Here is a 26,821-nt window from a genome sequence, read left to right as displayed (position 1 = left end):
ACGTCCAGTGCAGACGGGCCCCGCGGGAGCCTGCACGACGCGCGCCGGCGACTCAGCCTTCGTCGACCTTTCGACCGCCCGCCTCGAGGACATCGCCGGCCGGGCGCTCCTGGTGCCCGCCGAACTGCAGACGCATCGCCGAGAGCACCTGGTTGGCGAAGCGGTCCTCGTCGCGCGAGGCGAAGCGCTCGAAGAGCGAGGCCGCCAGCACCGGCACGGGCACCCCGACATCGACCGCCGCCTTGACCGTCCAGCGACCCTCCCCCGAGTCCGAGACGCGGCCGGCCAGCCCGTCGAGACGCGGGTTGGAGTGCAGCGCGGCCGCCGTGAGGTCGAGCAGCCAGGACGACACGACCGATCCGCGGCGCCACAGCTCGGCGACCTTCGCGGTGTCGATCGGGAACTGGTAGAACTCCGGCTCCTCGAGCGGGGCGATCTCGGCCGAGTGCTCGGCTTCGCGCACCCCGGCGTCGGCGTTCTCGAGCAGGTTCAGCCCCTCGGCGATCGCGGCCATGATGCCGTACTCGATGCCGTTGTGCACCATCTTCACGAAGTGCCCGGCTCCCGACGGCCCGCAGTGCAGGTAACCCTGCTCTTCGGGGGCGAGCTCGCCGTCACGGCCGGGAGTGCGCTCGATCTCACCCACCCCGGGGGCGATCGTGCGCAGGATCGGCTCGAGGTGCTGCACCGCGGCATCCGATCCGCCGACCATCAGGCAGTAGCCGCGGTCGAGACCGAACACCCCACCGCTGGTGCCGACGTCGACGAACTCGATGCCGCGCTCGCGCAGCGCCGCGGCGCGGCGCACGTCGTCGCGGTAGTTCGAGTTGCCGCCGTCGATGATGATGTCGCCGCGGTCGAGCACGGCAGCGACCTCGTCGGCGACCTGACCGGTGATGGATGCCGGCACCATGAGCCACACGACGCGCGGCGTCTGCAGCTTGGCCGCGAGATCGGCGTAGCTGTCGGCACCGGACGCACCCTCGGCGACGAGCGTCGCGACGGCGTCCGGATTCACGTCGTAGACCACGCATTCATGCCCGTCCCGCATGAGGCGCCGCACGATGTTCGCGCCCATCCGTCCGAGTCCCACCATCGCCAGCTGCATGTTCGCTCCCTCACACCACGGACGGCTTCTCTGAAGCCGGATGCGCTCATCCTGACACGCGAGGCTGAATCCCTCAACGCGGTTCCCGTGCCTCGGCCCGCCACCACGACGCCGACATCCCGCCGCCTTGCCGACGTCCCGAACCGGGTCGCGGTTCGACGCCCTGATGACAGGTGCATCTGCACGCCTTGCCGAGGGTCAGCGGGCCACGCCGATCGAGACGGACGTGGTGAAGGTCAACTCAGTGCACCACTCAGCACGCTGTTGGCGATGAGGAATCCGATCAGGGCGAGGGCACCGCCACTGGCCGGGATGATCCAGGACCGTCGAATTCGAGTTCTGAGGAACATGTACAACCCGAAGGCGACGATGAAGACAAGGAAGTCCATCCACCAGAATGTCCGGGTCGATGATCCGACCAGTGGATAGTCGCACTCGTTTTCTGCGCATCCGGCGATCTCGAGGATCCTCGCCCAGATGACGATCGCGGAAGCAACCGAGATGAGAAGGTGAATTCCCACGAGGTAGTCGCCAGGCAGTGTTCGCTCGCTGCGCCGATCCTCCATCAGGGCTCCCTCTATTGCTGGTGACAGTCTCGGGCGGGGCCCGACGGCAGGTCAGCCGTCGGAGGGGCCGCCAGCGGTCGGGCCGAGATGCGAGAGCGCGGCGACGCCGTTCCACACGGCGCGCAGGCGTGCGACCATGTCGATCGAGCGGTCGAGCAGCCACTGCTGCTGCAGACCGTCGGCGGTGGCCACGATGATGTCGGCGATCACCTCGGCGTCGATGTTCGGGCCGAATTCGCCGCTCTCCTGCGCGGTCCTGATGGACTGCACCGAGAGGTCACGCGCCCAGGCGTAGCGTTCGACGAAGTACTCGTGGGCCGGATGCTTGCCGATGCTCGCCTCCGCCGAGAACTCGACGTACAGCTGCACGAGACCGGGCACGCGCGTGTTGTGCTCGATCACGTCGAGGAATCCCTCGAAGTTCGGCTTGCCGACCCAGTGCTCTGCGACGTCGCGGGCGTCTCGGGCCTTGAGCACGGCCATGTAGAGCTCTTCGCGCGAACCGAAGTAATGCATGAGCCCGGGCTGGGTGAGCCCGACGCGGCGAGCGATCTCGCGGTTCGATGCGCTGCGGCATCCGAATTCGGCCACGACGTCGAGCGCCACCGAGAGGATCTCCTCCCGCTTCGCGGCGCCCTTCGCGTACTGCCCCCGACGAGTCATCGGCATAAGTCTAGGAGATATACCAATTCGTGGTGAGAACGCTCCCTCGAGACGGATGCCGGCGGTGGGGCGGCCGGAGTCCCCCGAGGATCCGGCCGCCCGGTCTGTGTCAGGCGCTCACTTCACCTTCTTGATCGGGAAGATGACCAGCGCGCCGATCAGCGCCAAGACCCCGCAGATCGAGAACCAGAGCGCGTAATTGCTGCCGTTCGCGCTGCCGATGTAGACGATGATCCCGCCGATCGCGGGAGCGAAGGTCTGCGGAAGGGCGTTGGCCATGTTGAACACGCCGAGATCCTTGCCCGAGTCGTCGGGGTTCGGAAGCACGTCGACCACGAGCGCGAGGTCGACGCCGACGTAGATGCCGTAGGCGATTCCCATGAGCGCCTCCAGGATGAAGAACGTCGGCACGTCCTGCACGAAGATCAGCGCGACCGTCCCCAGTGCGAACAGGGCGGTCGAGCTCCAGACGAAGACCTTGCGCTTCCCGATCCGATCGGACCACCATCCGGCGAGGATGCTCGTCGGCACGAGCACGAGCGTGTAGATCAGCACGCTGAGCGAGATGATGGGCACGACGTCGTCGGCGCTCACTCCGACGTGATTCATGAGGTAGAAGTAGCGGAACGTCGTGAATCCGAAGCTCGCGAACATGATCATGAATCGCGACCACCAGGCGAGCCCGTAGTCGGGATACTGCCGAGGGCTGACCCAGAAGGTCTCCCACCATTCACGGAAGGTCGCACGCGGAGGCTTCGCCGGGAGAGTGCGATCGGGAAGCACGACGGCGAAGATCACCATCGCCGCGATCGCGAGAATCGACGGCCCGACGAACATGATCACGAGGTCGGCGCGGAACCACTCGGCGACGTAGGTGCCGCCCAGGATGCCGACGTTCTGCGCGATGCCGACGGCGGCGGTGACCTTGCCCCGCTGGAACTTGGGCACCTGGTCGGCGATCGTCGCGATGAACGGAGCGAGCGTCATGTTGGCGCCGAGCTGCGCCAGCGCCCAACCCACGGTCGCCACGAAGAGGTTGGGGGCGAGCGCCATGATCGCGAAGGCCACGGTCATGATCACGGTGCCGAGCACGACCCAGATGCGGCGGCGACCCCATTTCGAGGCGGTCCGGTCCGAGAGCCGGCCGAAGACGACGTTGCCGATCGTCGCGAACAGCGCTCCGACGCCGCCGAGCACGGCACCAGCGCCGGTCGCGCCGTTCTCGGGTATCGCCCCCGCTTCCACCAGGGAGGTGATCTTGATGCCGATACCAACGATCGCCGGCCCGAGGAGTGCGACGAAGAAGACGAACTGGGCGATGATCAGCCACGTGACGTAGCCCTTCTTCGCCGGTTCCGTCGGCTCTTTCAGCCAGTGATGCTCGTGCGATGCCACAGACGTGGCCACCGTCATGTTCGATGGATTCCCGGCGGCTGCGCCGCTGACTGAACTCATGCCTGCCTCCTTCGGCCTGGCAGGTGTCACGGCGCTCACCGTCGAGCGCACATCCGGCGACACCCTTGTCGCTGAAAACCTAGACGGCTAAGGTTTCATGCACAAGAGCCGCCTTCAGATGTTTCACGGCGGCGGGCGTCATCGCCGCGAGGGCCGCCCGGTGCGCGGTGCGGGAGCACCCTCGAACAGCTCCGGATGCCCCTCCCGCACGGCCTCGAGATCGGCGAACACGAACCGCAGGTGCTCGCGCAGAGCGTCCGCCGCGGCATCCATGTCGCCTGCGGCGAGCGCATCGACGACGCGTTCATGGTCGTCGACGTAGTCCTGCACGCCGCGCGTCGCACTCATGCCGACGTAGCGAGCCCGGTCGAGATGCCCCTTCGCCGCACTCACCGCGGCCCAGGCGTTCGCGTGCCCCGCAAGACCCAGCAGGGCACGGTGGAACTCCTCGTCGAGCGGGTAGAAGGCGTCACGGTCGGATGCCGTGCGCTGGCGCGCGATGACATCGCGCAGCATCCGCTCGTCCTCCTCCGCCGGAGCCGCGCAGGCCGCGAGCGATGCCAGTTCGATGGCCTCGCGGATGAACTGCGCCTCGCGGACCCGATCGGGATCGATGTGCGTGACGTAGGTGCCGCTCTGCGGCCGCACCTCGACCAAGCCTTCCTGCGCGATCAGCAGCAGCGCCTCTCGCACGGGTTGGCGGCTGATGCCGAGCGCGGCCGCGAGTTCGTTCTCGGAGAGCAGTGCGCCGGGGGCGAAGCGTCCGCCGATGATGTCATCGCGGATGCGACCGTACGCGACCGCACGGGCGGACGGTCGGGGCGATGTCTCGGACATACCCGTCACGATAGCTTGACGCGACTGGTATGGCAGTGATTGGATCTGAGTGCCATACCAGTTCTCAACGAGGAGTTCCGATGTCCATCGACAAGGCCGAAGTCATCGTCACCAGCCCCGACCGCAACTTCGTGACATTGAAGCTGACGACGGCCGACGGCATCACGGGGCTCGGAGATGCGACGCTGAACGGACGCGAGCTCTCGGTCGTCGCCTACCTCGCCGAGCACGTCGTGCCGCTCCTGATCGGCGCGGACGAGGATCGCATCGAAGACACGTGGCAGTTCCTCTACCGCAGCGCCTACTGGCGCCGGGGCCCGGTGACGATGGCGGCGATCGCCGCCGTCGACATGGCGCTGTGGGACATCAAGGGCAAGAAGGCGGGGATGCCGGTCTACCAGCTGCTCGGCGGCGCATCCCGCAGCGGCCTGCTCGCGTACGGCCACGCATCCGGCGTCGACCTCCCCCAGCTGTTCGACTCGGTGCGGTCGCACCTCGAGCAGGGGTACCGCGCCATCCGGATCCAGACCGGGGTGCCCGGGCTGAAGGCGATCTACGGCATCGCCTCGCAGTCGGCATTCACGGGCGGAGGCGAGGCGCGCTACGACCACGAGCCGGCCCGCCGCGGTGCGAGGCCGGTCGAAGAGGACTGGGACACCCGCGCCTACCTCACCCACCTGCCCGGCGTGTTCGAGGCAGTGCGCAACGAGTTCGGCCCCGACATCCCGCTGCTGCACGACGGTCACCACCGGATGACGCCCATCCAGGCCGCGCGCCTGGGCAAGGACCTCGAACCCTACGACCTGTTCTGGCTCGAGGACTGCACACCCGCCGAGAACCAGGAGGCGCTGCGGCTCGTCCGCCAGCACACGACGACACCGCTCGCGATCGGCGAGATCTTCAACACGGTCTGGGATTTCAAGGACATCATCCGCGACCAGCTCATCGACTACGTCCGCGGAGCGGTCACGCACATGGGCGGCATCAGCGCACTGAAGAAGACGCTCGACTACGCCGCGATGTACCAGATCAAGTCGGGCATGCATGGGCCGACCGACATCTCGCCCGTGGGCATGGCGGCGGCCATGCACCTGGGGCTCAGCATCCACAACTTCGGCATCCAGGAGTACATGCAGCACGGCGCCCGCACGAACGAGGTCTTCCAGCAGAGCTTCACGTGGCAGGGCGGCCTGCTGCATCCCGGCGACAAGCCGGGGCTGGGTGTGGAACTGGACGTCGACGCGGCCGGCAGGTACCCGTACGAGCAGGCCTATCTGCCGTACAACCGCCTCGCCGACGGGACGGTCCACGACTGGTAGGGCCGGGACCCGCGTGGAACCGATGGACGACTGCACAACGACGTGACGCAGTCGACCACCGGCGCGCGTGCCTCGCCCGAAATACGACCCTGGCCCCTCGAAGCAGGGGCGTACGAGCCACGCAGGATGAATCTATCGACCCTTCGGAGAATGAGCCCGGGGCTTGCCAGCCCGGGCGCGCATGCGATAGAGGCTCCTCTGCCCCTTGGCGGAACGGCCTCGCGAAGTAGGCTGAGCACATCATGGAACCGCTCCTGAACTGGCTCGGCCACTACTGGTGGATCGTCTTTCCCGTGATGGGCGTGGCGGGCGGTGTAGCCAAGCGCTGGGAGTGGGCGGCCAGGCGACGCCATGAACGCCGCCTCGAGACGCTGCGCATGAAGGCGGAGATCAAGAAGGCCGAGCTCGAGGCACGCGGGCTGCCGACGCGCCAGGCTCCCGCGGTCATCGACACCACGGCATCCGTCGCTCCGAGCGAACTGCTCACCCGCCTCTTCGCCGAGCACGACCAGATCACCGCGCGCTGGCTCGACTACGAGCTCGACGTCGCTAAGCTCATCGCCTTCCCCGCCATGAGCGACGGCCGCCAGCCCCTGGTCGCGGCCTTTCTGAGGGCGAAGAAGACCGCGGATGCTCTGCGCCCGGCATCCGCCGACGCCAAGGTCTCGGAGAAGCAGGTCTCGGAGTACCTCGATGCGGTCGGCGCCTACGCGGTCGCATTCGAGATCGCCGAGAAGGACGCCCGGCGCCTGCGAGACTCGACCTTCACCGAACCGGAGCGCAAGCGCCTCGACCGCGCGCAGCAGCTCCTCAAGGTCGCCGTCGACGAGTCGGCGACACAGGCCGAGCGCAACGTCGCCTACAAGCGGGTGCGCGACGAGCTCGACGGTCTGATCCTGCTCAGCGACGAGGCCGTCGAAGTGCTCGAGAAGCAGGTGGCCCGGGAACTGCCTTCCGCTTCCGCACAGCCGGATTCCGCGGAGGGCGCCGCCGACCCGATACGCTCCGCCTCGCCGCAGACTCAACCGCGAGAAGAAGCATGACCCCCGAGAACGTCACAGGTCCTGTCGCTCACCACGCCGAAGCACCCGTCTGGTGGCCGGGCTGGGGAGGGCTGCGCTGGGTCGATGCACAAGCCGGTGATCTGCTCGCGCTCGGGCTGGAAGGCGTGAGCCGGCAACATGTGGACGACGAGTATCTGGCATTCGCCCGGCCCCGTTCCGGTGGGGGACTCGTCGCGGTCGGCGCCCGTACCCTCTATCTCGCGGATGACGTCGACGGGCAGACTCGCGCGGTGGCAACGCTGGGCGACGATTCCCGCGTGCGCATGAACGACGGATGCGCAGATCCGCACGGCCAGCTGCTGGCAGGATCCATGGCCTACGACAGCACACCCGACGCCGGGGGCCTACTGCGGATCGACGCCGAGCTGCACGTCACAACGTTGCTGCAGCGAGTGACGATGTCGAACGGCGTCGCGTTCTCGCCCGACGCTCGCCGCGCCTACTATGTCGACACCGCCACGCACCGCATCGACGTGTTCGACGTGGCCGAGGGCGAACTCCGCGGGCGGCGCACGTTCGTCTCCATCCCCGAGACGCAGGGGGCGCCCGACGGCCTCACGGTCGCAGTCGACGGCAGCGTATGGGTCGCCCTCTGGGGTGGCAGCGCGGTTCACGGGTATGACGCCGCGGGGCTGCACATCGCGACGATCGAGCTCCCGGTGCCCCAGGTCAGCGCGTGCACATTCGGCGGCGATGACCTGGGAACGCTCTACATCACGACCTCGGCGCAAGGGCTCGGCGCCCACCACGGCACCCAAGCCGGCTCCCTCTTCGCCGTGCGACCGGGGGTGCACGGCATCCCCGCCACGCCCTTCGCGGGCTGAGGAGCCCGGGAAGGGCCGCAGGCACCCCGACGGCCTCTGCCCGAGGCACGGTGCACTCAGCGAAAGGAACCGTGCCCCGGACACAGGCCGCGGGATGAACCGCGATCAGCTCAGGCGCACGCGTTCGGCGCGCTGGCGCTGACGGCCGAGACCTTCGATCTCGAGGGTCATTTCGTCGCCGTCCTGCAGGTACGGGAATCGCCCGGAGAGCGCGACACCCTGCGGCGTGCCGGTGTTGATCACATCGCCCGGCTCGAGCACCATGTACTGGCTCAGCTCGTGCACGATCTGCAGCACGGAGAAGATCATGTCCCCCGTCGACGAGTCCTGTCTCGGCTCGCCGTTCACGAATGAGCGCAGCCGTAATGACTGTGCGTCGATCTCATCGGCAGGGACCAGAGCAGGGCCGAGCGGATTGAAGGTCTCCGAGCATTTGCCCTTCGACCACTGCCCTCCGGAGACGTCGAGCTGGTACGCGCGCTCCGAGACGTCGTTCGAGATCGCGTATCCCGCAACGACCTCGCGGGCCGCGTCGGGAGATGACAGGTAGCGAGCCGGCTTTCCGATCACGATCGCCAGCTCGACCTCCCAGTCGACCTTCTCGGCGCTGGGCGGCAGCAGCACGACGTCATCCGGACCGACGACCGTGTTGGGGTGCTTGAAGAAGACCACCGGATGCTCGGGCGGTTCGGCACCGGATTCGGCGGCGTGAGCCGCGTAGTTCTGACCGATGCAGACGACGGCGGCGGGGCGAGCGACCGGAGCGCCGATGCGCAGCCCGTCGACGTCGACCGCGGCGAGCGCGCCGCTCGCGAGGGCCTGGCGAGCGCGAATGATCCCGTCCGTGGCGAGGAAGGGGCCATCGATCTCGTCGGTCAGCGGCGCGAGGTCGTACACGATCCCGGATTCTCGGACGTAGGGGCGTTCGCGGCCGACAGGACCGAGTCGCAGGAGTTCCATGATGTCCTCAGATCAGAGCGCAGTCGCGAAGACGGGGTTGACGATCGGCACGGTCTCGCCTGCCAGGAACCGGATGATGTTCTCGGCGGCGTGCACGGGAAGATCAGCCAGCGCCTGAGGCGAGTACCACGCAGCGTGCGGGGTGAGCAGAACCTGGTCGAGGTCGCGTAGCGGCGAGTCGGCGGCGAGCGGCTCTTCTTCGAACACGTCGAGCGCGGCGGCCCCCAGCTGCCCGGCGCGCAACGACGTCGCAAGCGCCACCTCGTCGATGAGAGGACCTCGGCAGGTGTTGACGAGCACCGCCCCCGCCTTCATGGTGGCGAGGACTGCCGCGTCGATCAGATGGTGGGTGTCGTCGGTGAGCGGCACGTGCAGCGTGAGGATGTCTGCCTGCGCCACCGCGTCGGGGATGCCGACGGGCTCGCATCCCGCTTCACGCACAGACTCGACGGCGGCGTACGGATCAGCCACGAGCACACGGAAGCCCAGTGCGCGGCAGCCGCGGGCGACCATCGAGCCGATGCGCCCGAAACCGAGCACGGAGACGGTCGTGGCTGACGGACGCACGGCCAGCGGGTGCGCCTCGACCGCCTTCCAGGTGCCGGCGCGCACGGCTCGGTCATAGGCCGGGATGCCGCGGGCCTGGGTCATGATCATCGCGATCGTGTGTGCGGCCACCTCTTCGATGCAGTAGCTCGGGGTGTTGGCGACAGCGATGCCACGGGCGGTCGCTGCCGCGACGTCGACCATGTCGTAGCCGATGCCCACTCGGCTGATGATGCGGAGCTTCGGCATCCGGTCCATCACCTCCCCCGTGATCTGCGCCCACTGCACGACCAGGCCTTCGGCTTCGCGACCGAGGTCGGCGATGTCTTCAGCGCTGCCTGATGCGGCGCGCTCGGCGCGCAGCCCCGCCTGCCGGAGGGTGTCTTCGATGACGGTTCCCGGCAGGTCGCAGTCGCTGACGAGGATGAACGGTGCGGTCATGTCAGCGATGCTATAGCATCTAGCAGATCGATGCACGACCCCGATACGGCGCTCGATCCTCACGGGATTTGCTATAGCATCAGACGCATGACCGTTCGCCGCGTACTGATCACGGGGGCGAGTTCCGGCATCGGGACCGCTGCCGCACTCGAACTCGCCTGCGAGGGCACCGCTCTGTGGATCACGTATGCCGGGCGGGAGGCCGAGGCTCTCCGCATCGCTGAGGAATGTCGTCGTGCGGGGTCGCCCGAGGTCCGGATCTCACGTCTCGACCTGCGCGAGCAGGAGTCGATCGATGCGCTGATCGACGATGTCACTGCCGGGTGGGGCGCGCTGCACGTACTCGTGAACAACGGGGGCGTCTGCCCGTACACGCCCTACGACGACATCGAGTTCGCCGAGTGGGACATGGTCCTCGAGACCAACGCCCGCGGCACGTTCTTCCTCACCCGCGCGGCTCTCCCCTTGCTCCGCGCCGCCGACGGCGACCGCTCAGTGATCAACATCTCCTCGATCGCCGGCCAGGTGGGCGCGCTGCAGACCGGCATCCACTACGCCGCCAGCAAGGGAGCCATCCTCGCGATCACGCGCAGCTTCGCGCGCCATCTGGCCGCCGAGGGCATCCGCGTCAACGCCGTGGCTCCCGGACCGGTCGCGAGCGCCATCACCGACCAGCTTCAGGGCCCAGGGCGCGCGAGGCTCGAGGCAGGAATCCCTCTCGGCGCATTCGGCCGGCCGGAAGATGTCGCCTGGATCATCGCGTCGCTCGCCTCGGAACGCGCCCGTTTCATCACCGGAGCGACCTACGACGTCAACGGAGGAGTTCGCATTGACTGACCGCACCGCCCTCGACACCGTCCGGGCCCAGCTCGACGCCTTCAATGCGCACGACCTCGACGCATTCGTCGCGACATACGCCGAGACGGCGGTGATCACGGGAGTGGCGCCCGAACCGCTGATCGGATCCGCGGCAATCCGCGCGTTCTACGAGCCTCGGCTGCAGAGTCCCGAGCTGTCCTGCGTGATCGAGACCAGCGTGCAGTTCGGCACGCGGTGGGTCGTCGCCCAGGAAAAGGTCGTCAATGCGGACGTCTCGACGGAGACCATCGCGACCTTCGACGTGGTCGGCGGACTGATCGCACGAGCCTCGATGCTCAAGGCCTGAGGAACGAGTCGCGATCACTCATGCTCGGGCAGGATCGGAGACGACCACCCCGGGTCGCGCCCCAGCTGCGCCGCCCGCGACACGGAGCTCGCACCGTAACGGTCACTCAGGGTGTCGAGAACGCCATCCAGACGCGCCTCATCGCCCCAGTCGATCGGCAGCTCGGGCTGGACACGATCGGCGCGGTCGAGTTGCGACAGTGAGACGCCGAGCAGGCTGATCCCCCGATCGGCGATCTCGGGCAGCGCTGCAGCCAGGAGGGCGCGAGCCATCGTGAGCACGACCGCGGTGCGGTCGGTCGGCATCCGAAGCGAATGGGAGCGCGTTACCTTCGTGAAGTCTCCGAAGCGCAGCCGCAGCACGACGGTGCGGCAGACGCGGTCGCCGCCGCGAAGACGCCGAGCAAGTCGGTCGACGATCTGCGTGAGGATCAGGTCGAGCTCCTCGGCTGAACGAGGATGCTTTCCCAGCGCGCGCTGGGAGCCGACCGACCCACGGCGACGCGTGGTGTCTACCGGCCGCGGATCTCGGAGGCGAGCGAGCGCATGCACGTGCGCGCCCGTCGCCTTGCCCAGCATCCGCTCGGCGGTTGCGGCTTCGAGCTCGGCGAGTTCGCCCACGGTGCGGATGCCGTAGCGGTGCAGCTTCTCTGCCGTCACCGCCCCCACGCCCCACAGGCGCTCGACCGGAAGCGGGAGCAGGAACTCCTCCTCGCGCTCGGGCTCCACGATCATCAACCCGTCCGGCTTGCTGACCGCACTGGCGACCTTCGCGAGGAACTTCGTGCGTGCGACACCGACCGATATCGCAAGCCCCGCCTCCGCGCGCACACGCTCCCGCAGGCGGACCGCGATCTGCTCGGGAGTGCCGGCGAGCCGTCGCAGACCCCCGACCTCGAGGAACGCCTCGTCGATCGAGAGTCCCTCGACGAGCGGAGTGATGTCACGGAAGATCGCGAACACCTCTTTGCTCGCCGCGGAGTAGGCGTCCATGCGGGGCGTCACGACGACGGCATCAGGACAGATCTCGCGCGCCTGCCGACCGCCCATCGCCGTGCGGACTCCGCGGGCCTTCGCCTCATAGCTCGCGGCCAGCACGACCCCGCCGCCGACGATGACGGGTCGGCCACGCAGCTCCGGGGCGTCGCGCTGCTCGACCGAGGCGTAGAAGGCGTCGAGGTCGGCGTGCAGCACTGTGGCTTCTCCGCGCATCCGCCCTCCCGCCCTTCCGTCCTTCCATCGACGACCGGATCGTCGCACGGACGGCGGACATCGGTGGCGGGCCTGCGGGGAGCGGAACGGTGTCCGTGCCCGGGTCTATGTTCGGCGCGTGCCGGAACCGGTGATGCAGTGGTGGGCGCGACGGCAGTTCTCCCGCGGTCGCGCGGTTCCCTATGCCGTGGGCACCTACCGTGCCGGATGGGCGGCCTATCCGGAGCTCATCAGGCAGTACCATCCGGATCTGAACCACGGCATCGCCCTGTCACAGATTCCCCTCGCGGCCGATGTGCTCCTGTGCTGGGAGTGCGCGGTCGGGCATCGTTTCGCCGCCACCCCGACCGAGCAGCGTGAACGCCCTGGTCGGGTGCGACGCCGCTCCGCGTGGTGCCCGGAGTGCTCGACCCTGGCCCGCCCTCAGCCGGTCGTACTCGGTGAAGCCCGCGCGATCGCCCGCAAGCCGCCTCGGCCGGCCCCGGCACTCTGCACCAAGACCCCCGGGGTTCCCACGGGCACTGCGTTCGTGAGCGAGTGCGCGCCGCGGCCGGCGTCCGCGGCGGAGGGCCGGCTGCGTGCAGAACTCGCCGCACGAATCGAGTTCGACACCGCCATGAACGCGGTGAAGGTGTCGCGACCGTTGTTCCGCCACACCGAGGTCTGGCCGGACATCCTGTTCCCGGAACTTCGGATCGCACTCGAGTACGACACGGTCGGCCGTCATGGACTGGAGCACGTCGGGAAGAAGCAGGATGCTGATCTGCGGAAGGATCGCGCGCTCCGCTCGGCGGGGTGGGAGGTGATCCGCATCCGGACCGGCAAGCTCGAGCAGCTCGGTCCGCACGACCTCATGATGTCGTCGCTGGGCGCGAAGAGCGTCGGCCACGTCATCGAGGAGATGCGAGTCATCCGCGGAGCGCTGCTCGTGGATGCGTATCTCCGGTGACGGATTCGGGCTCAGCCGTCGAACCGCTTCCGCAGGGCCGGATCGATCGCGATGTCGCCGAAGGATGCCGTCCACGCCCCGTCGACCGCGATCGACTGTCCGGAGATATAGGGGGCCTCTCCTGAGAGCAGGAACGCCGTGAGCGCCGCGACCTCCTCAGCTCGGGCGATCCGGCGCATCGGCGGCCCCTCCGTGAGTGCGCGCTCCTCGGCCTCGGGGTCAGCCGCGCGCGAGATCTGGGCTTCGAGGTGAGGAGTGCGAACGCCTCCGGGCGCGACCGTATTGGCGCGTATGCCGAGACCGCCATACGACACCGCCACGCTGCGGGTGAGCGCGTCGATCCCGCCCTTTGTGAACTCGTAGGCCGCGTGGTCGATGAAGCTGGAGCGGCCGTGGATCGAGCCGATGTTGACGATCGCACCGGCGATGCCCTGTTCCACGAAAGCCGAGACCGCGGTCGCGCAACCCCAGATGTACCCGAACCCGTTGATGTCGATGATGTCGCGCACGACGGCCTCGTCGAGGTCGTGCAGCGGGGTGCGCTTGGTGATCCCGGCATTGTTGACCCAGCCGGAGAGCGGGGCCCTGGCCGTGGCGGCATCGGCCGCCCGGCCGTGCGACACGCGATCGGCGGCGTCGCCGAGAACGACCTCCGCGACGACACCCTCCTCAACCGTGCCCGACCCGGGCGAGCGCTCGAGTCCGATCACGATCCAGCCGTCGGCAGTGAGGCGTTCGGCGATCGCACGGCCTATTCCCTTGCCACTGCCGGTGACGACAACGCTGCGGGGGGAGTTCATCATGTCAATTCCTCTCGAATCGGAAGACCGTGGAGTCGAGCGCGAAGCCGAGGCCGGGTGCCCCGCCGGGGGTCACGCCTCCCGAGAACCGCGGACCGCCCTTGATGAACGACGGTGCAGGATCGTAGGGATTGATCCCGCGTGCGAACGTCTCGACCTGGATGCCGAGGTGCGCGGTGACCTCAGGATAGACATGCCCAGACAGGGGTACGCCGCGCTCAGCCGCCCACGCGATGAGCTCGCGCGCCGGCGTGACACCGCCGATCGCGACGACATCGAGTCGCAGGGCATCGACCCCGCCCACGTCGACCAGCGCCTTCAGCACCGCCGGGTCGGTCACCTCGTCACCGACGGCGACCGCAAGACCGCATCCGCGCCGGATGCGTGCGACTCCCTCTGCGTCTTCGGGCAGCAGCGGATCCTCCAGCCAGGCAAGCCTCGGGTCACCCCACTGCGCGATCTCAGCCAGCGCGGCATCCGCGTCGTTCCAGCCGAAGCCCGCGTCGACGACCAGCCCCGTCTTGGCAGGCAGCTCCGCGTTCAGCATCGCGATCAGGTCGCGCATGTATGCCGGATCGGGAATGCGCGAGATCTTGACCTGGGACCACCCTGCCGCCTGCCCCAGCACCTCGTCAGCCACCTCGCGCGGCGTACGGTTCGGCGATGGGTAGGCGGCGACGAGCATCGCATCGCGCGGACCTTCGCCCGTGCCGAGCAGCGTCCACAGGGGCACGCCCGCGCGACGCGCGGCGATGTCCCAGAGCGCGATGTCGACCAGTCCGATCGCCCGACGCACCAGCCCCACCCGGCCCACGATCGCGCTGCCCCGCAGCATCCGCTCCCAGGCCGCAGCCGGGTCGTCAGCATCCGCGCCGATCGCATGCGGGGCGACGAGACGCTCGACGATCTCCGCCATCGGCGCCTCTCGGGAGAGGCAATAGGCGACGCCGATGGTGCCGTCGTCGGCGGTCACCTGCACCGCGCTGTACTCACGGTGTGTCACCGTCATCGCCCCCAGGTGCAAGGGTTCCGGCAGCGGCAGCGCCGTCGTCGCAGTGTCGACGCGGACGATGGTCATTCGGGCTTCTTCGCGAGAGGCACACCGTAATCGACCATGAAGCCGCCGTCGACGTAGAGGGTCTGGCCGTTCATGTACCTCGATTGGTCGGAGACGAGGAAGCTGACCGCCGCGGCGATCTCGCTCGCCTCGGCCAGACGTTTCGCGGGGATGCGGGAGAGGATCGTGTCGAGGTCGAGCGTTCCCGCTTCGACGCCCTGGCGGAAGACGCCGGTATCGACGTAGCCCGGGGCGACGGCATTGACGCGCACTCCGCGGGCAGCCCATTCGGCACCTGCAGTCGAGGTCAGACCGATCACCGCGGCCTTGGTCGTGGCGTAGGGGGCGCGGCCCGCGGAACCGCGCGAGGAGATGGAGGAGATGTTCACGATGCGACCGCCTCCGCGCTCCAGCATCCGCTTGCCTGCCGCCTGCAACGCCGAGAAGACGCCGTGCAGGTTGACGTCCACCACGGCCGACCACTCCTTCCAGCTGAGGTCTTCGATGCCGCGATGACGCTGGATGCCGGCGTTGTTGACGAGCACCTCGATGGGCCCGAGCTCCGCCTCGATCTCACCGAAGACCCGATCGACGTCGTCGTGGTCGGTCACGTCGAGCTCTCGCCACAGGATGCCGTGAGGGTTCTCGGCTGCAGTGAGCCCCGGCACCCGGTCGGCGGCGACGACCAGATATCCGTCGACGCTGAGGCGCCGACCGATCTCCCAGCCGATGCCGGCGGACCCTCCGGTGACGATGGCGACAGGCGCGGTCATTGCTCTCCCTTGGCTCAGATTTGCTATAGCAAGTGTAGTCATGGTGCCGTCATGGGCTGAGCAGAGAGGCGACGACGGCGATGGCGTGCTCCTCGAGCAGTTCGAGCGCGCCGGGAGCGAGGGGCGTCTGCCAGGCCTGGTACGCACCTCGCGCGTAGGCGTCCCTCGTCGGCAGATACACGAATCCCGGCCCGTTGGTGAGGTTCATCACCACGATCGGGGTCTTGGGGAATCGCCTCCGAAGCGCAGTCTGCAACCGCGAGTACGCCTCGCCCGGATGCCCCACGATCACGGCATCCCCCAGCCGCCATGCCCAGACCGGATGCTCGACGGTCGGACCGTCGATGTACCCCTCCCGCAGGTTCCGAGCGCGACTCAGGCGCTCCTCTCGGGAGCGCGGGTCGATGTCCTTCCACTCCTCAGTGAGGTCGTCGATCGTCGGCAGCTTCCGCAGCGGCAGCTCGACGCTCGTCACGGAGCCGACCGCGCCGTCGCCGCCCGCAGCGCTGTGTCCGGCCCAGATCGCAAGCGGAGCGCCCGACTCCACGACTCCGTCGAGCGTCAGCTCCTCTCCCGGCACCGGCAGCGCGTCGAGGGCGGCGAGCACCGCGTGGCCGAGCGAGCGCCCGTGCCGGTCGGCGACACCGACATCTCCGGTGTACTGCTCGCGCGGCGCCAGTTCACCTGAGGCGCCTTGCACGAACAGGCACAGCGCGCCCGTCGCGCTCTCGACGACCTCGCGCATCGCTCCCACGTAGTCCGGTGAGACCTCACGGTTCTGCCACGCGAGGGTCGTCGGGTGGCAGGCATAGTTCACGAGGCTGCCGCACATCACGCCATCCACGCTGATCCGTCCGATCGTCACGGTGTCATCGGACTCGGCCTCGGGGTTGCAGCCTACGAGCGCCCGCCCGTCCACGTCGAGTTCGCGATCGGCGGCCAGGGCGCAGTGCCCCGTGGTCCACTCGATGAGTCCCGGACGTGCCCCCTCGAGCGCTTCGCGGCCGGCTGCGACTCCTGCCGCCGCCAGCGCTTCGAGGTACCCGGGAATCAGCTCGCCACCCGGAAGGTGGGCGTCGGCGGCGCAGAGCACGGCGCCGGCGTGGGTGTGCGAGAGCGACAACATCAGTTGCTCGGCGTCGAGGCCGAGGCCGGACAGGATCGCGCCGCGCACGCTCCGCTCGTCCGCGACGCGGCGCCACCAGGTGCCGTCGACCGCGAGCAGCACTCGCGGACGATCATCATCGCCGATCACGGCGAGCGCGGTCAGCTCGAATGGGCGGTGAGCGCCCTCTGAGCGTTCCCACTCGGCCGGCCCCCAGTTCTTGGCGCGGATGCCGAGAGGCGGGGTGATGTCGCGGCGGGCGACGCCGATTCTCGCCCGCGTGCGGGGGACGCGGATGCGATCGCCGAAGCGCGTGCCGGAAGCCGTGTCATTCACTCGAGGTCCTCCTTCTTCTCCCGGACGTTCTTCTCCCTGATGCCGACGCACGCGAGGTGCGGGGCTGCGTCACGCCCGTCACGCGATCTTGAGCACATCAGCCAATAGCACCCGCGCGCCTGCCTCGGGGAGTCCGGCCTCGACCTGACGTTCGACACAGTCGCTGTAGAGCAGCGTGGAGGACTCGGAGAATCCACCCGCCAGCCGCAGATGCCCGCCTACGAACTGGCTGCCTGTGATGCGCGCGTGGTTGACCCCCGCACTGACGTCCAGGTGCGCCGCTCCCTTCTCAGCCGTGGAACTCACGCCGCTCAGCCGCCAGGTGACGACCCCCGCGCCCGCGGCCCGCGAGAGCAGGGCACCCGCGTCGCGGTCGGTGCCGAGCTCGACTCCCTCCACCACGATGATCTGGTCGCGCACCGCGGTGGCGGTGAGCAGGACGTCGCGCACACTGCCCCCGCGGATGGCCACCCGCGACGCGCCGAGCTCGGCGGGAGCTCCTGTCGCCGGACCGCTCAGGCGGCAATCGAGGAACTCGACAGGTCCGGCACCGCGGGCCTTCATCCCATCGATTCCGGTGATCGTGCAGCGCACGAAGCTGACCGGAGCCGTGACAGGGGTCTGTATCAGCACCTGATCCTTGGGCAGCGCGAACGTGCAGTCCTCGATCGTCGTGGGCCTCGACGATCGAGCGGACCGCTGTCCGATCGCCAGCAGGCCTGCGGTGCAGCCGCGAAGCTGCGCCCCATCGGCGTTGACCGTCATGGTGGCCTGCGGGTCGAAGGTCGAACGCCCGATCACGCGGACGTTCTCGAGCGTCAGATCGCTGATCTTCGTGCCGGCGACGAACCACGAGCAGACGTGATCTCTCACCGTGATTCGTTTGGCGGAGGTGCCCCATTGCGCCCCCGAGTTGGCGATGTCCATCAGCCCCGAGCACCCGATGAAGGTGAGGTCGTGCTCGTATTGGCCGTGCGTGGTGAAGGGGTTTCCTCCCTGATCGTCACCGTCGCCGTGGCAGTTCTCCACGATGCAGTATGCGCTCGCGGTCAGGTCATTGAGATGCCTCGCGTTGGATGACGTGCAGTCGCTCACCCGACCGTAGAGGCTGTAGATCTGCTGCGTGAGATATCCCGCGCCCCCGTAGAACACGGTGGGCGGGTTCTCGATCGAGCAGCGCTCGGTCGAGAAGTGGGTGTTCCACCGTCGCATCACGACCGGCCACCAGGTGCGGCTGGCATGGACGTCGGCGACGTCGCAGTGGATGGCGTATTCGAAGGCGATCGGGTGCGATCCGGTTCGCTCGCGGGAGTCGGGCAGCGACCCGTCGGAGGGGCCGTCGAACGGCCCTGCCCCGAGGAATCTCATATCGGAGATGCGCACTCCCGCGACAGGATCCATCTGCCGCCACGTGAGCCTGCGGCCCTTGTCGAGCGGCCAGCCGTTCAGGTAGTTGATCCTGATGTGCTGGCCGTCGATCTGCTGGGTCACCTGGACGAATCGCTGGATCTCGCGCTCATCGGCCCCGCCTCCGGCCACGGAGTCGCACTGCAGCGCCCACCACGTGTCGACGGGGAACTTCGTCGCATCCGGCACCGCGACGGCATCCGTCAGCTCCGGCCAGGCTTCAGCCAGCTCGTGCTCGACGACGACGTCGAGAGACACTCCGGAGAAGAACATCACAGCGCCGAAGGGGTTGTCGTGGGTGTTCTCCTCGATCCCGTCGGTCGTGATGAGATGGCCTCCGAAGTCGATCTCGAGGTGGGATCTGGTGAAGCGATGCCGCCGCTGGAACAGCAGATCGGTGCTGCCCTGTATCCGCATTATGCGCGGATCGACCACCATGGCATCGAGCGCATCATCGGCCGGGGTGTCTGCCCCCATGATGCCGAAGACCCTGAAGTCGACGGTGCCGTCATGCTGCAGCAGCCACTTCGTACCCGCCCTGCCGGCGATCACCGTTCCGCCGTTGGCTGCGGCATCCGATTCGCCGGCCCCCACGTACGCGAGAAGTCCGGCGTCGCCCGGCACCCGGTAGCCCGCGACGACCGCCACCTCGCCCTCGCGTGCACGAAGACCGGAGAGATCCGAGACGGACTTCGCGATCGTGACGTTCTTCGTGCCCGCACCGACCGGGGACGCGTGTGCGGCCGACGCGCCGGCGATGGATCCGGCGGCTCCGAGCGCGGCCGCACCGAGCCCTGCGATGAGGGCGCGGCGACCTGTGGAACGCACGCGCGCGCGTGCGTCATCGTCGCTCGGCGTGTGCGGGTCCGCCACGGCGGATGCAGTGTGTGTCATCATGACTCCTTCGTCGTCGAGAGCTCGCCCACGTCGAGCAGAGCCGCGGCCGGAATCGTGAAATCGCTCCGCCGGCTCAGCACGAAGGCGATGGTCGCGCCGAGCAGAGTGAGACCGGCGATCAGGAGCAGCCCCCAGATCGCCGAGCCGGTGGTCCCGCTGATCCAGCCGATCGCGTACGGACCGGCGAAGCCGGCCAGGTTGCCGACCGAGTTGATGAACGCGAGCCCGGCAGCGGCGGCGGTGCCGGTGAGCACCATCGGCGGCAGGCTCCAGAACAGCGGCGTGGTCGAGAACAGCGCCGACATGCCGAGGCACAACGCGATGAGCGCGACCACCGGAGTGCCCTGAGCCGCGACCGCCGCGACGAGCGACAGCGCAGTGATCGAGAGCGTGATGCCGATCTGCAGTGGGATGTTGCCCTGTTTCCTGGCGGCGAGCTCCCACGGGAGCATGACAAGGGCCGCGCACAGGTTCGGCAGCGCGACGAGCCAGCCGGTCGTGGAGTTGGAGAAGTCGCCCATGCTCTTCACGATCGTCGGCAGCCACATTCCCAGTCCGTACGCGCCGAAGACGACGCCGAAGAACAGCACGATCAGGGTCCACAGGCGCCCGTTGCCGAACACCTCTCCCAGACGCAGCCGGCCGTGCTTCTGCTCTGTGGCAGCGGTCTCGGCCGCGAGGGTGTCATCGATCCACTGCTGCTCGCTCGCATCGAGCCAGCGCGCGTCCTGCGGACGGTCCGGCAGCCAGAAGAAGACCACGAACGCGAGGACGACTGCGGGGATGCCCTGCAGCAGGAAGACGAGCTGCCAGCCGGCAAGACCCCACATGCCGTGGAGCTCCAGCATCCAGCCGGACAGCGGTGCGGCGACCGCGTTGGCGATCGGGTTCGACAGCACGAAGACCGCGAGCACCTGGGTTCGGTACTGCCTCGGGAACCAGAGGGTGAGGTACAGAAGCACCCCGGGGAAGAACCCTGCTTCGGCGACGCCGAGGACGAAGCGCGCGATCGCGAACTGCGTCGAGTCCTGCACGAACGCCGTCAACGCGGCGACCACGCCCCACGACACCATGATGCGGGCGATCCACTTGCGGGCGCCGAAGCGCTCGAGCAGCAGATTGCTGGGGACCTCGAAGAGCAGGTACCCGATGAAGAAGATGCCCGCGGCGAACCCGAAGGCGGCTTCGGTGATCTGCAACGCGGTCGTCATCTCCAGCTTGGCGAAGCCTGCGTTGTTCCTGTCCATGTAGGCCACCAGGTACAGCAGCCCGAGAAAGGGGCCGAGGCGCCAGATGGCCTTCTTCATGGCGGATGCCCCCACCTCCTCCGGCGTGCGCGCACCGATCACGGTTCCGTCCTGGGACATTGGCGACTCCTCATCGTCGGGCCGTTGCTTTGCTATAGCATCTAGCAAATACCTCGACGTGTCTACTGATTCGCGAAGATGCCATAGCATCGAGCGAACGAACGCGCTCGCTCGATCGCTCGCTCGACGAGACGGCGCCGCGGATACAGAAGGGCAGCGAATGCGCAGCGTCTCGGACCAGAACATCGCCGAACAGGTCACCGAGGCACTGCGCTCGGCCATCCACTCCGGCGAGTTCGTCCCCGGCGAGCGCCTCGTCGAGAGGAAGCTCGCCGAGCGACTCGGCGTGAGCCACATCCCGGTGCGCGAGGCCCTGACCCGTCTCGCCCAGGAGCGCCTCATCACACGGGAGCCCCGCCGCGGCGCGCGCGTCGCGCAGCTCAGCGCGCAGGACCTGGAGGAGATCTCGAGCCTGCGGATCGTGCTCGAGCAGTTCATGGCGATCCGGGTGCAGGAACGATGGAACGAGGAGTCGGCAGCCCGGCTCGGCTCGATCATCCAGGCGATGTCGGATGCCGAGCCCGGCGATATCGACGAAGTGCTGCGCCAGGACCGCCTCTTTCACGAGACGCTCGCCGAGCTCGCCGAGCACCGTTTCCTCGATGAGGTGAGCGGCCAGTTGCGCGGCCGCATCACCGGCTTCCTGCGCGCCGCCAACGCCGCCCTCGCTCCTGCGGAGCAGGAGGAGCACGTGCGCAGCCACCAGCACATCGTCGACGCCATCGCGAGCGGCGATCCCGAACGGGCGCGGGCGGTGATCACCGAGCACGTGACCAGAGCCGTCGAGCGCATCGCGCCGTCTGCGGAGCGAACCGCACCCTGACCCCGCAGACGACCGCCGCCCGCTGAAAGCGGCATCCTCAGACGACGAGGTTGGCGGCGTCGACGACCCGATCGCCCGCGGCGGGGAAAGCCGTGCGGTTCACACCCGACTCGACGTTGCCGGTGTGCACCAGCGTCGACGACGCACCGAACGCGGCATCCGTCAGTTCCACCGCCCCACCCTCGAAGCGGTTGCCGACCGCGCGATAGTGGGTCACGCCTTTCGTGACCGAGACATGCGTCGACGAGCCCTCGGCGAGGAAGGTGCTGTCTGACAGCGAGAGGTGCAGCTCGCCGTCGCCAGTGCGGGAGATCGCCGTTCCGCCCTTGATCGCGACATCGGATCCGGCCATCTCGATCGCCTGACGCTCGGATCGCGCCGCCGCGATGCGGGCGTTGCGAAGCGTCGATCCCTCGAATCGCAACCGCTCCGACGACGAGACGATGGGCGCCGCGTCGTCGGCCGCGGTGAGTGTGGAGCCGCGGAACGTGACGGATCCGGCGCCCGTGATCTTCATTCCGCCGACGCGCTCGAGCACGGTGTCGACGAACGTGACGGGCGTCTTCACGGTCGCGTTGGTGAGCTCACCGGGAGCGACGAACGTGAAGTGCGAGTCAGTGATCACGGTCGGCCGTGAGGAGTTGTCGGATGTCTGGGTGATCACGAGGGTGTCGGATGCCGTGCACCCGCGCAGCTGGGCGCCGTCGGCATTGATCCACAGCATCCCGGATCCTGCGAGCGACGGCTTGCCGATCACCTGCACGTCTTCCAGGGTGAGGTCCGTGACGCGCACGCGAGCGACGAACCACGAGCACACGTGCTTGCGCACCGTGATGCGCTTGGCGGCCGAGCCCCATGCGGCCCCCGAGTTCGCGAAGGTCATGAGCCCCGAGTTGCCCGTGTAGGTGAGATCGTGCTCGTACTGTCCATGCGTGACGAACGGCCCCTGATCGTCGCCGTCGCCGTGGCAGTTCTCGACCAGGCAGTAGGCGCTGGCGGTGAAGTCGTTGAGGTGCCGGGCGTTGGCCGTATGACAGTTCGCGACGTATCCGTAGAGGCAGTAGATCTGCTGCGTCAGGTAACCTGCTCCGCCCCAGGTGACCGAGGTGGGGTTCTTGAGCGTGCAGCTGACGGTCGAGTAGTACGTGTTCCATCGACGCTGGATCAGCGGCCAGAACGTGCCGGTGCCGTCGATGTGATCGACGTCGCAGCGCACCGCGTACTCGAAGGCCAGCGGGTGCGAACCTGTGTACTCGTCGGTCCCGGTGCCGAGGAACTTCAGGTTCGAGACGGTCACGTCCTGCACCGGAACCACTCGGCGCCAGGTCATCGTGCGGTCCTTGCCGAGCGGCCAGCCGTTCTTGTAGTTGATGCGGATGTGCGTGCCGTCGACGATCTGCGTCACCTGCACCATCCGCTGCAGCTCGCGCTCCCACCGGCCCGACAGCGCGTTGACCTCAGCGGCGTACCAGTCGCCGACCGTGAAGAACGACGAATCGGCCACCGGGAAGACGTCGCCGAGATCCGGCACGACCTCGCCCAGCTTCGCTTCGTGCACGGCATCGGTCACCTCGCCACGGAAGAACATCACCGCCGCGAACGGGTCGTCCTTGCCCGCATTCTCGATACCCACGGTCGTCATCAGGTGTCCACCGAAGTCGAAGGCGATGTTCGACCGGGAGAACCTGTGGCGACGTACGAAGTTGAGGTCGCTGTGCGCCTCGATGCGATGGATGCTCGGATCGTTCACCATGGCGTCGAGAGCATCATCGGCGTTGACGGTCGCGTCCTTCACGCCGAACATGCGGAAGTCGACGACCCCGTCATGCACGAGCAGCCACGCGCCTCCGTCGGGAGCCGCGAGCACGGTGCCGCCATTCGCCGCAGGCGCATCCGGCTTCACGAACCGGTACAGCCCGGCACCTCCGTCGCCCGGGACGGAATAGCCGGTCGTGCGGACGAGGTCTCCGTTCTTGCCCTTGCGCTTTACGAGGTCGATCGCGGTGCCGCCGCTCGCCCCCGACGACGACCCGGAAGCCCCCTGGACAGCATGGGGGCCCGTTGCCTGCGCGGGTGTCTGTACGCTCACTGCGGCCACACCGCCGATCGCCGCCGCTCCGAATCCGGCGAGCAGCATGCGCCTGCTGCGCAGAGCGGCGGTCTCGGTCTTGTCCTGCTGGGTCATGCTCATCCTCCTAGCGACGTTCTCGCCGCGGTCAGGCGTCCGGTCATCCGGCCGGTCGCGTCATCCGATCGATCCCCAGTCCCCAGATATCTCCGAGCGCGCGCTCAGAAGTAGTCGCCCGCCGTGAAATGACGGATGCCGTCGAGACGCGAGGCACGACGCAGCGGGCGTGTCATGCCGGTGCGATCCTCCTTGCGCACGGCTGCCGGAGCGAAGGTTCGCAGCGCCGCCTCCTCCTCGGGCAGGGCGGGGACGGCGAGTTCGCACGACCTCACACCGGCCGACGCCCAGTCCGCGGCTATCGCTGACAGCAGATCGCCGCGCACGTTCTCCGCATCGGGGCGCACGGCGCTCTCCAGCAGCAGGCCGAGCTCTCCGCGGGTCTCGGCGATCGCGTAACCGGCCACAGCCGGTCCGACGAATCGGCGGTAAAGGGTCGCGCCGCGCATCCGCACCTCAGCCATCGCCACGTCCCGATCGCCACGCACGGGAGCCAAGACGACCCGGTCCGCACGCGAGCGCTCGTAGACCTCATGCACGTCGCGGAGGCTGCCGGGGCCGACGGTCGCGCGCACGACTCGCGCATCGGCATCGGCCGCTGACGGCGCGCGCCACATGCCGGTCATCGTGCGAGGCATCGAGAACGTCTCGAAACCGCTCGAGCGGTACACCTCGGGCGTGCCCGTGAACAGCAGCGCCCAGTCGGCGTCGCCCGCGGCCTGCAGAGAGGCGGCCACAAGTCGACGAGCGAGGCCCTGCCCGCGCGCTCGTACAGCCACGGCCACGCTGCCGATCGAATGGACGACGGCAGTGCCGCCTTCACTCTCGCGCAGCGTCTTGGGCAGGCCGTAGATCGAGCCGCACAGACCGTCTTCGTCCTCGGCGACAAGGGTGTGCTCGAGCCGTTCTTCGTCGATGAGCCACTGATCGGGCGCCAGCGGAGGCGTGAAGGCCGCCGCCCACAGCCGAGCGAGCGCGATCTCATCGTCTGCGCGCGCCGCACGGATCGCCTGAGCGCTCATGCGCCGCCTCGGGCGATCTCGGCCGCACCCACGCTGTTCGCCACGACCGCTCGAGCCTGGCTCCAGGCGGCGATCGTCGCTCCGCGCTGCGCCGCATCGAGCAGCGCGCCGGCCAGGCCGCGGAACCCCAGAGCCTCGTTCGCGTCTTCGACGTCGAGACGGACCGAGTGGATGCCGGTGGCTGTGATCACATCCACCGAATACGCGTCCGCGCCACGGATCCCGGTGATCAGCACCTGCACGGGCACCTCGCGTGCCATACCAGGCACCCGCATTCGAACGTCGACGCCGGCCGCATCCTCTGATGCGGTCTCGGATCCGCTGTACGCACGGGTCCAGCCGGTTCCCTCGACGAGCGTCGCACCCGGAAGCACGACATCGAGCATCTCCCAGGCGTGGATCCCGACCGTGACGAGCGTGCCGCCGCCTCGCTGCGGGTCGTCCTGCCAGGAGCGGTCGGGCAGCTGGAAGCCGGTGTTGTCGTGCTGCGCATGCACACGCAGGCCCAGCACCTTCTGTGCACGGACCTCTGCGGCGAGCGCCCGGAGCGCCGGGGCGAAGCGGAGGACGGAGCTGGTGCCGACAGGAGACGACGTCGCCGCGACGACGCGATCGATCTCTGCAAGCCCGGCCGGCGTCGACGCGATGACCTTGTTGACGAAGACCGGGATGCCCGCGCCGCCGAGCACCTCGAGGAGAGGTACGACTTCGTGCGGGCGCGGGGTCGCGATCACGAGGTCGGGGTCGAGCGCGCTCAGATCGGCCGCTGACGCCACGGCCGCACCGCCGTACCGGCCGGTGAAATCCTCGACCGCGGCAGGGTCCGAGTCATGCACGCCGACGACGTCGGCGCCCAGGGCGAGGACGTTCGCGGCGTCGGTGTACGGATGCGAGTGCGCAAGACCGGCGAAGACCACGCGCAGCGGCGAGCCGTTCATGCCATCGATGACAACTGGTCGCGGGAGACGACGTGCGAGAGCGGGCGCCCCGCCGCGAATGCGGCGACCTCGTCGACGATGATCCGCCCCTGACGCAGCCGTCCCTGGCTCGTGCCCGCAGCGCGGTGCGGAGTCACCAGTACACCGGGAAGACCACGCAGCGGGCTGTCCGCCGCGAGAGGCTCCTCGTCGAACACATCGATCGCCGCGCTGAGCCGGCCATCGCGCAGCTCGTCGATCAGCGCGGCCTCGTCGACCAGCCACGAGCGGGCGGTGTTCACGATCCCGGCGCCGTCTGGCAGGAGCGCGAGTTCGCGGCGACCGATCAGATGGTGGGTCTCCGGAAGGGTGGGCGCGTGCACCGCGACGATCTCGGCGCGCCGCAGAGCGTCGTCGAGGCTCATGAGCTCGGCGCCGAGCGCCTTCGACTCCCTCGCGTCGACGGTCGGGTCGACTAGCAGCGGCTCTGCCCCCAGCGCACGGATCAGTTCGAGGTATGCCCGACCGGTTCGGGATGCACCGATCACGGCCACGCGCGCTCCCAGGATCTCGCGCTGCACGCCCGTCGCGGCTGCGTCGTACCACCCGCTCCCCGCCCGCAGCGCGTTGTGCATCTCCGGCACCCGGTGCAGCAGCGCCAGCGTGAACGTCAGCGACACCTCCGCCACCGATCGCGCCATCCCGGCACCCGCCTGAGTGACGAGAATGCCCTGATCGAACAGCTCGTCCGTCGCGAAGGGCTTGATCGTGGCACCGGTGTGCGCGATCAGCTCGAGTGTGGGAAGAGTCGCGAGCACTGCCTCATCGAAGGGGCCGATGCCCCAGCTGGTGATCACGATGCGCGCCTCGCTGAGCTCAGCATCCGCAAGGTCGTCGACGCGAACGAACGCGCCTCCGAGACTCTCAGCGACCACTCGCAGGCGCGTCGCATCGGCGTCCGAGAAGAACTCTGCGAAGAGCTCCTCCGAGACGACCGCGACGACGGTCGGTGCACGCATGACGT

Annotated in this window: 25 protein-coding genes; 7 read left to right on the top strand and 18 right to left on the bottom strand. The window is 68.4% G+C overall.

Annotated elements, in window-relative coordinates; translation table 11 throughout:
* Positions 1-52: 52 nt before the first annotated feature.
* From gnd to RS84_RS05495, 5 genes are all read right to left on the bottom strand, one after another.
* Positions 53-1,108 (bottom strand): phosphogluconate dehydrogenase (NAD(+)-dependent, decarboxylating), encoded by a 1,056-nt coding sequence (gnd, locus tag RS84_RS05515; RefSeq protein ID WP_045256771.1) that lies wholly within the window; start codon positions 1,106-1,108, stop codon positions 53-55.
* 236 nt (positions 1,109-1,344) lie between these two features.
* Positions 1,345-1,674 (bottom strand): hypothetical protein, encoded by a 330-nt coding sequence (locus RS84_RS05510; protein ID WP_045256770.1) that lies wholly within the window; start codon positions 1,672-1,674, stop codon positions 1,345-1,347.
* Positions 1,675-1,725: 51 nt separating this feature from the next.
* Entirely contained in the window at positions 1,726-2,337 is a 612-nt protein-coding gene (locus RS84_RS05505; RefSeq protein ID WP_045256991.1) for a TetR/AcrR family transcriptional regulator, read from the bottom strand.
* A gap of 117 nt (positions 2,338-2,454) precedes the next feature.
* Entirely contained in the window at positions 2,455-3,792 is a 1,338-nt protein-coding gene (locus RS84_RS05500; RefSeq protein ID WP_052676231.1) for an MFS transporter, read from the bottom strand.
* 138 nt (positions 3,793-3,930) lie between these two features.
* Positions 3,931-4,629 carry a GntR family transcriptional regulator gene (locus tag RS84_RS05495; protein ID WP_045256769.1) on the bottom strand — a complete coding sequence of 233 codons (699 nt, stop codon included), beginning with the start codon at positions 4,627-4,629 and terminating at the stop codon, positions 3,931-3,933.
* A gap of 80 nt (positions 4,630-4,709) precedes the next feature.
* Between RS84_RS05495 and manD the strand changes: the two genes are divergently transcribed.
* The 3 genes from manD to RS84_RS05480 all read left to right on the top strand — a co-directional run bounded on the left by manD (position 4,710) and on the right by RS84_RS05480 (position 7,836).
* Positions 4,710-5,948, top strand: a complete 1,239-nt coding sequence (manD, locus tag RS84_RS05490; RefSeq protein ID WP_045256768.1) for a D-mannonate dehydratase ManD — start codon at positions 4,710-4,712, stop codon at positions 5,946-5,948.
* A gap of 242 nt (positions 5,949-6,190) precedes the next feature.
* Complete coding sequence (locus RS84_RS05485) at positions 6,191-6,991, top strand: hypothetical protein (protein ID WP_045256767.1); 801 nt, start codon at positions 6,191-6,193, stop codon at positions 6,989-6,991.
* Positions 6,988-7,836, top strand: coding sequence for an SMP-30/gluconolactonase/LRE family protein (locus RS84_RS05480; protein ID WP_045256766.1), 849 nt, complete (start codon positions 6,988-6,990; stop codon positions 7,834-7,836). Before RS84_RS05485 ends, RS84_RS05480 begins: the two co-directional genes overlap by 4 nt.
* Before the next feature lie 105 nt (positions 7,837-7,941).
* On the opposite strand, the gene RS84_RS05475 is transcribed toward RS84_RS05480, so the two are convergent.
* Both RS84_RS05475 and RS84_RS05470 read right to left on the bottom strand, forming a co-directional pair.
* A complete protein-coding gene (locus RS84_RS05475) occupies positions 7,942-8,796 on the bottom strand; it encodes a fumarylacetoacetate hydrolase family protein (protein WP_045256765.1) in 855 nt (284 codons plus the stop codon).
* A 12-nt stretch (positions 8,797-8,808) separates the two neighbouring features.
* Entirely contained in the window at positions 8,809-9,783 is a 975-nt protein-coding gene (locus tag RS84_RS05470) for a C-terminal binding protein (protein WP_045256764.1), read from the bottom strand.
* A gap of 87 nt (positions 9,784-9,870) precedes the next feature.
* On the opposite strand from RS84_RS05470, the gene RS84_RS05465 reads away from it, so the two are divergent.
* Together RS84_RS05465 and RS84_RS05460 are read left to right on the top strand one after the other, a co-directional pair.
* Positions 9,871-10,620 carry an SDR family NAD(P)-dependent oxidoreductase gene (locus RS84_RS05465; protein ID WP_045256763.1) on the top strand — a complete coding sequence of 250 codons (750 nt, stop codon included), beginning with the start codon at positions 9,871-9,873 and terminating at the stop codon, positions 10,618-10,620.
* Positions 10,613-10,948: a nuclear transport factor 2 family protein gene (locus tag RS84_RS05460; RefSeq protein ID WP_045256762.1), complete on the top strand. Its 336-nt coding sequence runs from the start codon at positions 10,613-10,615 to the stop codon at positions 10,946-10,948. Before RS84_RS05465 ends, RS84_RS05460 begins: the two co-directional genes overlap by 8 nt.
* Before the next feature lie 14 nt (positions 10,949-10,962).
* On the opposite strand, the gene dinB is transcribed toward RS84_RS05460, so the two are convergent.
* A complete protein-coding gene (gene dinB, locus RS84_RS05455; RefSeq protein ID WP_045256761.1) occupies positions 10,963-12,159 on the bottom strand; it encodes a DNA polymerase IV in 1,197 nt (398 codons plus the stop codon).
* Between the two features lie 118 nt (positions 12,160-12,277).
* Here dinB and RS84_RS05450 point away from each other — a divergent pair, with 118 nt between their 5' ends.
* Positions 12,278-13,108 (top strand): zinc-ribbon domain-containing protein, encoded by an 831-nt coding sequence (locus tag RS84_RS05450; RefSeq protein WP_045256760.1) that lies wholly within the window; start codon positions 12,278-12,280, stop codon positions 13,106-13,108.
* A gap of 11 nt (positions 13,109-13,119) precedes the next feature.
* Here RS84_RS05450 and RS84_RS05445 read toward each other — a convergent pair whose 3' ends face one another.
* The 6 genes from RS84_RS05445 to RS84_RS05420 all read right to left on the bottom strand — a co-directional run bounded on the left by RS84_RS05445 (position 13,120) and on the right by RS84_RS05420 (position 20,850).
* Positions 13,120-13,911: an SDR family NAD(P)-dependent oxidoreductase gene (locus RS84_RS05445; RefSeq protein WP_045256759.1), complete on the bottom strand. Its 792-nt coding sequence runs from the start codon at positions 13,909-13,911 to the stop codon at positions 13,120-13,122.
* Position 13,912: 1 nt separating this feature from the next.
* A complete protein-coding gene (locus RS84_RS05440) occupies positions 13,913-14,986 on the bottom strand; it encodes a mandelate racemase/muconate lactonizing enzyme family protein (protein WP_045256758.1) in 1,074 nt (357 codons plus the stop codon).
* A complete protein-coding gene (locus RS84_RS05435) occupies positions 14,983-15,738 on the bottom strand; it encodes an SDR family NAD(P)-dependent oxidoreductase (protein WP_045256757.1) in 756 nt (251 codons plus the stop codon). The genes RS84_RS05440 and RS84_RS05435 overlap by 4 nt, the downstream gene beginning before the upstream one ends.
* 49 nt (positions 15,739-15,787) lie before the next feature.
* On the bottom strand, positions 15,788-17,179 hold the full coding sequence (locus RS84_RS05430) for a hypothetical protein (RefSeq protein ID WP_052676229.1): 1,392 nt from the start codon (positions 17,177-17,179) through the stop codon (positions 15,788-15,790).
* Between the two features lie 78 nt (positions 17,180-17,257).
* Positions 17,258-19,480: a hypothetical protein gene (locus tag RS84_RS05425; protein WP_045256756.1), complete on the bottom strand. Its 2,223-nt coding sequence runs from the start codon at positions 19,478-19,480 to the stop codon at positions 17,258-17,260.
* A complete protein-coding gene (locus RS84_RS05420) occupies positions 19,480-20,850 on the bottom strand; it encodes an MFS transporter (protein ID WP_045256755.1) in 1,371 nt (456 codons plus the stop codon). The genes RS84_RS05425 and RS84_RS05420 overlap by 1 nt, the downstream gene beginning before the upstream one ends.
* A gap of 160 nt (positions 20,851-21,010) precedes the next feature.
* Here RS84_RS05420 and RS84_RS05415 point away from each other — a divergent pair, with 160 nt between their 5' ends.
* Complete coding sequence (locus RS84_RS05415) at positions 21,011-21,673, top strand: GntR family transcriptional regulator (RefSeq protein ID WP_045256754.1); 663 nt, start codon at positions 21,011-21,013, stop codon at positions 21,671-21,673.
* Positions 21,674-21,710: 37 nt separating this feature from the next.
* Here the strand turns inward: RS84_RS05415 and RS84_RS05410 are convergent, their stop codons facing one another.
* The 4 genes from RS84_RS05410 to RS84_RS05395 form a co-directional block, all read right to left on the bottom strand.
* Entirely contained in the window at positions 21,711-23,858 is a 2,148-nt protein-coding gene (locus RS84_RS05410) for a peptidase C14 (protein ID WP_082062063.1), read from the bottom strand.
* 104 nt (positions 23,859-23,962) lie between these two features.
* Entirely contained in the window at positions 23,963-24,880 is a 918-nt protein-coding gene (locus RS84_RS05405; RefSeq protein ID WP_045256753.1) for a GNAT family N-acetyltransferase, read from the bottom strand.
* Positions 24,877-25,818 carry a hypothetical protein gene (locus RS84_RS05400; RefSeq protein WP_045256752.1) on the bottom strand — a complete coding sequence of 314 codons (942 nt, stop codon included), beginning with the start codon at positions 25,816-25,818 and terminating at the stop codon, positions 24,877-24,879. Before RS84_RS05400 ends, RS84_RS05405 begins: the two co-directional genes overlap by 4 nt.
* Complete coding sequence (locus tag RS84_RS05395) at positions 25,815-26,816, bottom strand: hydroxyacid dehydrogenase (protein WP_235281391.1); 1,002 nt, start codon at positions 26,814-26,816, stop codon at positions 25,815-25,817. Before RS84_RS05395 ends, RS84_RS05400 begins: the two co-directional genes overlap by 4 nt.
* Between the last annotated feature and the right edge of the window lie 5 nt (positions 26,817-26,821).

This window comes from Microbacterium hydrocarbonoxydans (assembly GCF_000956475.1).
Lineage (GTDB): Bacteria > Actinomycetota > Actinomycetes > Actinomycetales > Microbacteriaceae > Microbacterium > Microbacterium hydrocarbonoxydans_A.
The sequence above is the reverse complement of the archived record's forward strand: the minus strand, read 5'-3'. Positions and strand labels throughout refer to the sequence as shown.

Bases quoted from the DNA above. Each gene is read 5' to 3' on its own strand.
- RS84_RS05505 (WP_045256991.1), bottom strand. From the start codon at position 2,337: ATGACTCGTCGGGGGCAGTACGCGAAGGGCGCCGCGAAGCGGGAGGAG.
- RS84_RS05470 (WP_045256764.1), bottom strand. From the start codon at position 9,783: ATGACCGCACCGTTCATCCTCGTCAGCGACTGCGACCTGCCGGGAACC.
- RS84_RS05405 (WP_045256753.1), bottom strand. From the start codon at position 24,880: ATGAGCGCTCAGGCGATCCGTGCGGCGCGCGCAGACGATGAGATCGCG.
- RS84_RS05420 (WP_045256755.1), bottom strand. From the start codon at position 20,850: ATGTCCCAGGACGGAACCGTGATCGGTGCGCGCACGCCGGAGGAGGTG.
- manD (WP_045256768.1), top strand. From the start codon at position 4,710: ATGTCCATCGACAAGGCCGAAGTCATCGTCACCAGCCCCGACCGCAAC.
- RS84_RS05445 (WP_045256759.1), bottom strand. From the start codon at position 13,911: ATGATGAACTCCCCCCGCAGCGTTGTCGTCACCGGCAGTGGCAAGGGA.
- RS84_RS05495 (WP_045256769.1), bottom strand. From the start codon at position 4,629: ATGTCCGAGACATCGCCCCGACCGTCCGCCCGTGCGGTCGCGTACGGT.
- RS84_RS05475 (WP_045256765.1), bottom strand. From the start codon at position 8,796: ATGGAACTCCTGCGACTCGGTCCTGTCGGCCGCGAACGCCCCTACGTC.
- RS84_RS05480 (WP_045256766.1), top strand. From the start codon at position 6,988: ATGACCCCCGAGAACGTCACAGGTCCTGTCGCTCACCACGCCGAAGCA.
- dinB (WP_045256761.1), bottom strand. From the start codon at position 12,159: ATGCGCGGAGAAGCCACAGTGCTGCACGCCGACCTCGACGCCTTCTAC.
- RS84_RS05500 (WP_052676231.1), bottom strand. From the start codon at position 3,792: ATGAGTTCAGTCAGCGGCGCAGCCGCCGGGAATCCATCGAACATGACG.
- gnd (WP_045256771.1), bottom strand. From the start codon at position 1,108: ATGCAGCTGGCGATGGTGGGACTCGGACGGATGGGCGCGAACATCGTG.
- RS84_RS05400 (WP_045256752.1), bottom strand. From the start codon at position 25,818: ATGAACGGCTCGCCGCTGCGCGTGGTCTTCGCCGGTCTTGCGCACTCG.
- RS84_RS05485 (WP_045256767.1), top strand. From the start codon at position 6,191: ATGGAACCGCTCCTGAACTGGCTCGGCCACTACTGGTGGATCGTCTTT.
- RS84_RS05415 (WP_045256754.1), top strand. From the start codon at position 21,011: ATGCGCAGCGTCTCGGACCAGAACATCGCCGAACAGGTCACCGAGGCA.
- RS84_RS05440 (WP_045256758.1), bottom strand. From the start codon at position 14,986: ATGACCATCGTCCGCGTCGACACTGCGACGACGGCGCTGCCGCTGCCG.
- RS84_RS05510 (WP_045256770.1), bottom strand. From the start codon at position 1,674: ATGGAGGATCGGCGCAGCGAGCGAACACTGCCTGGCGACTACCTCGTG.
- RS84_RS05465 (WP_045256763.1), top strand. From the start codon at position 9,871: ATGACCGTTCGCCGCGTACTGATCACGGGGGCGAGTTCCGGCATCGGG.
- RS84_RS05435 (WP_045256757.1), bottom strand. From the start codon at position 15,738: ATGACCGCGCCTGTCGCCATCGTCACCGGAGGGTCCGCCGGCATCGGC.
- RS84_RS05425 (WP_045256756.1), bottom strand. From the start codon at position 19,480: ATGACACACACTGCATCCGCCGTGGCGGACCCGCACACGCCGAGCGAC.
- RS84_RS05395 (WP_235281391.1), bottom strand. From the start codon at position 26,816: ATGCGTGCACCGACCGTCGTCGCGGTCGTCTCGGAGGAGCTCTTCGCA.
- RS84_RS05410 (WP_082062063.1), bottom strand. From the start codon at position 23,858: ATGACCCAGCAGGACAAGACCGAGACCGCCGCTCTGCGCAGCAGGCGC.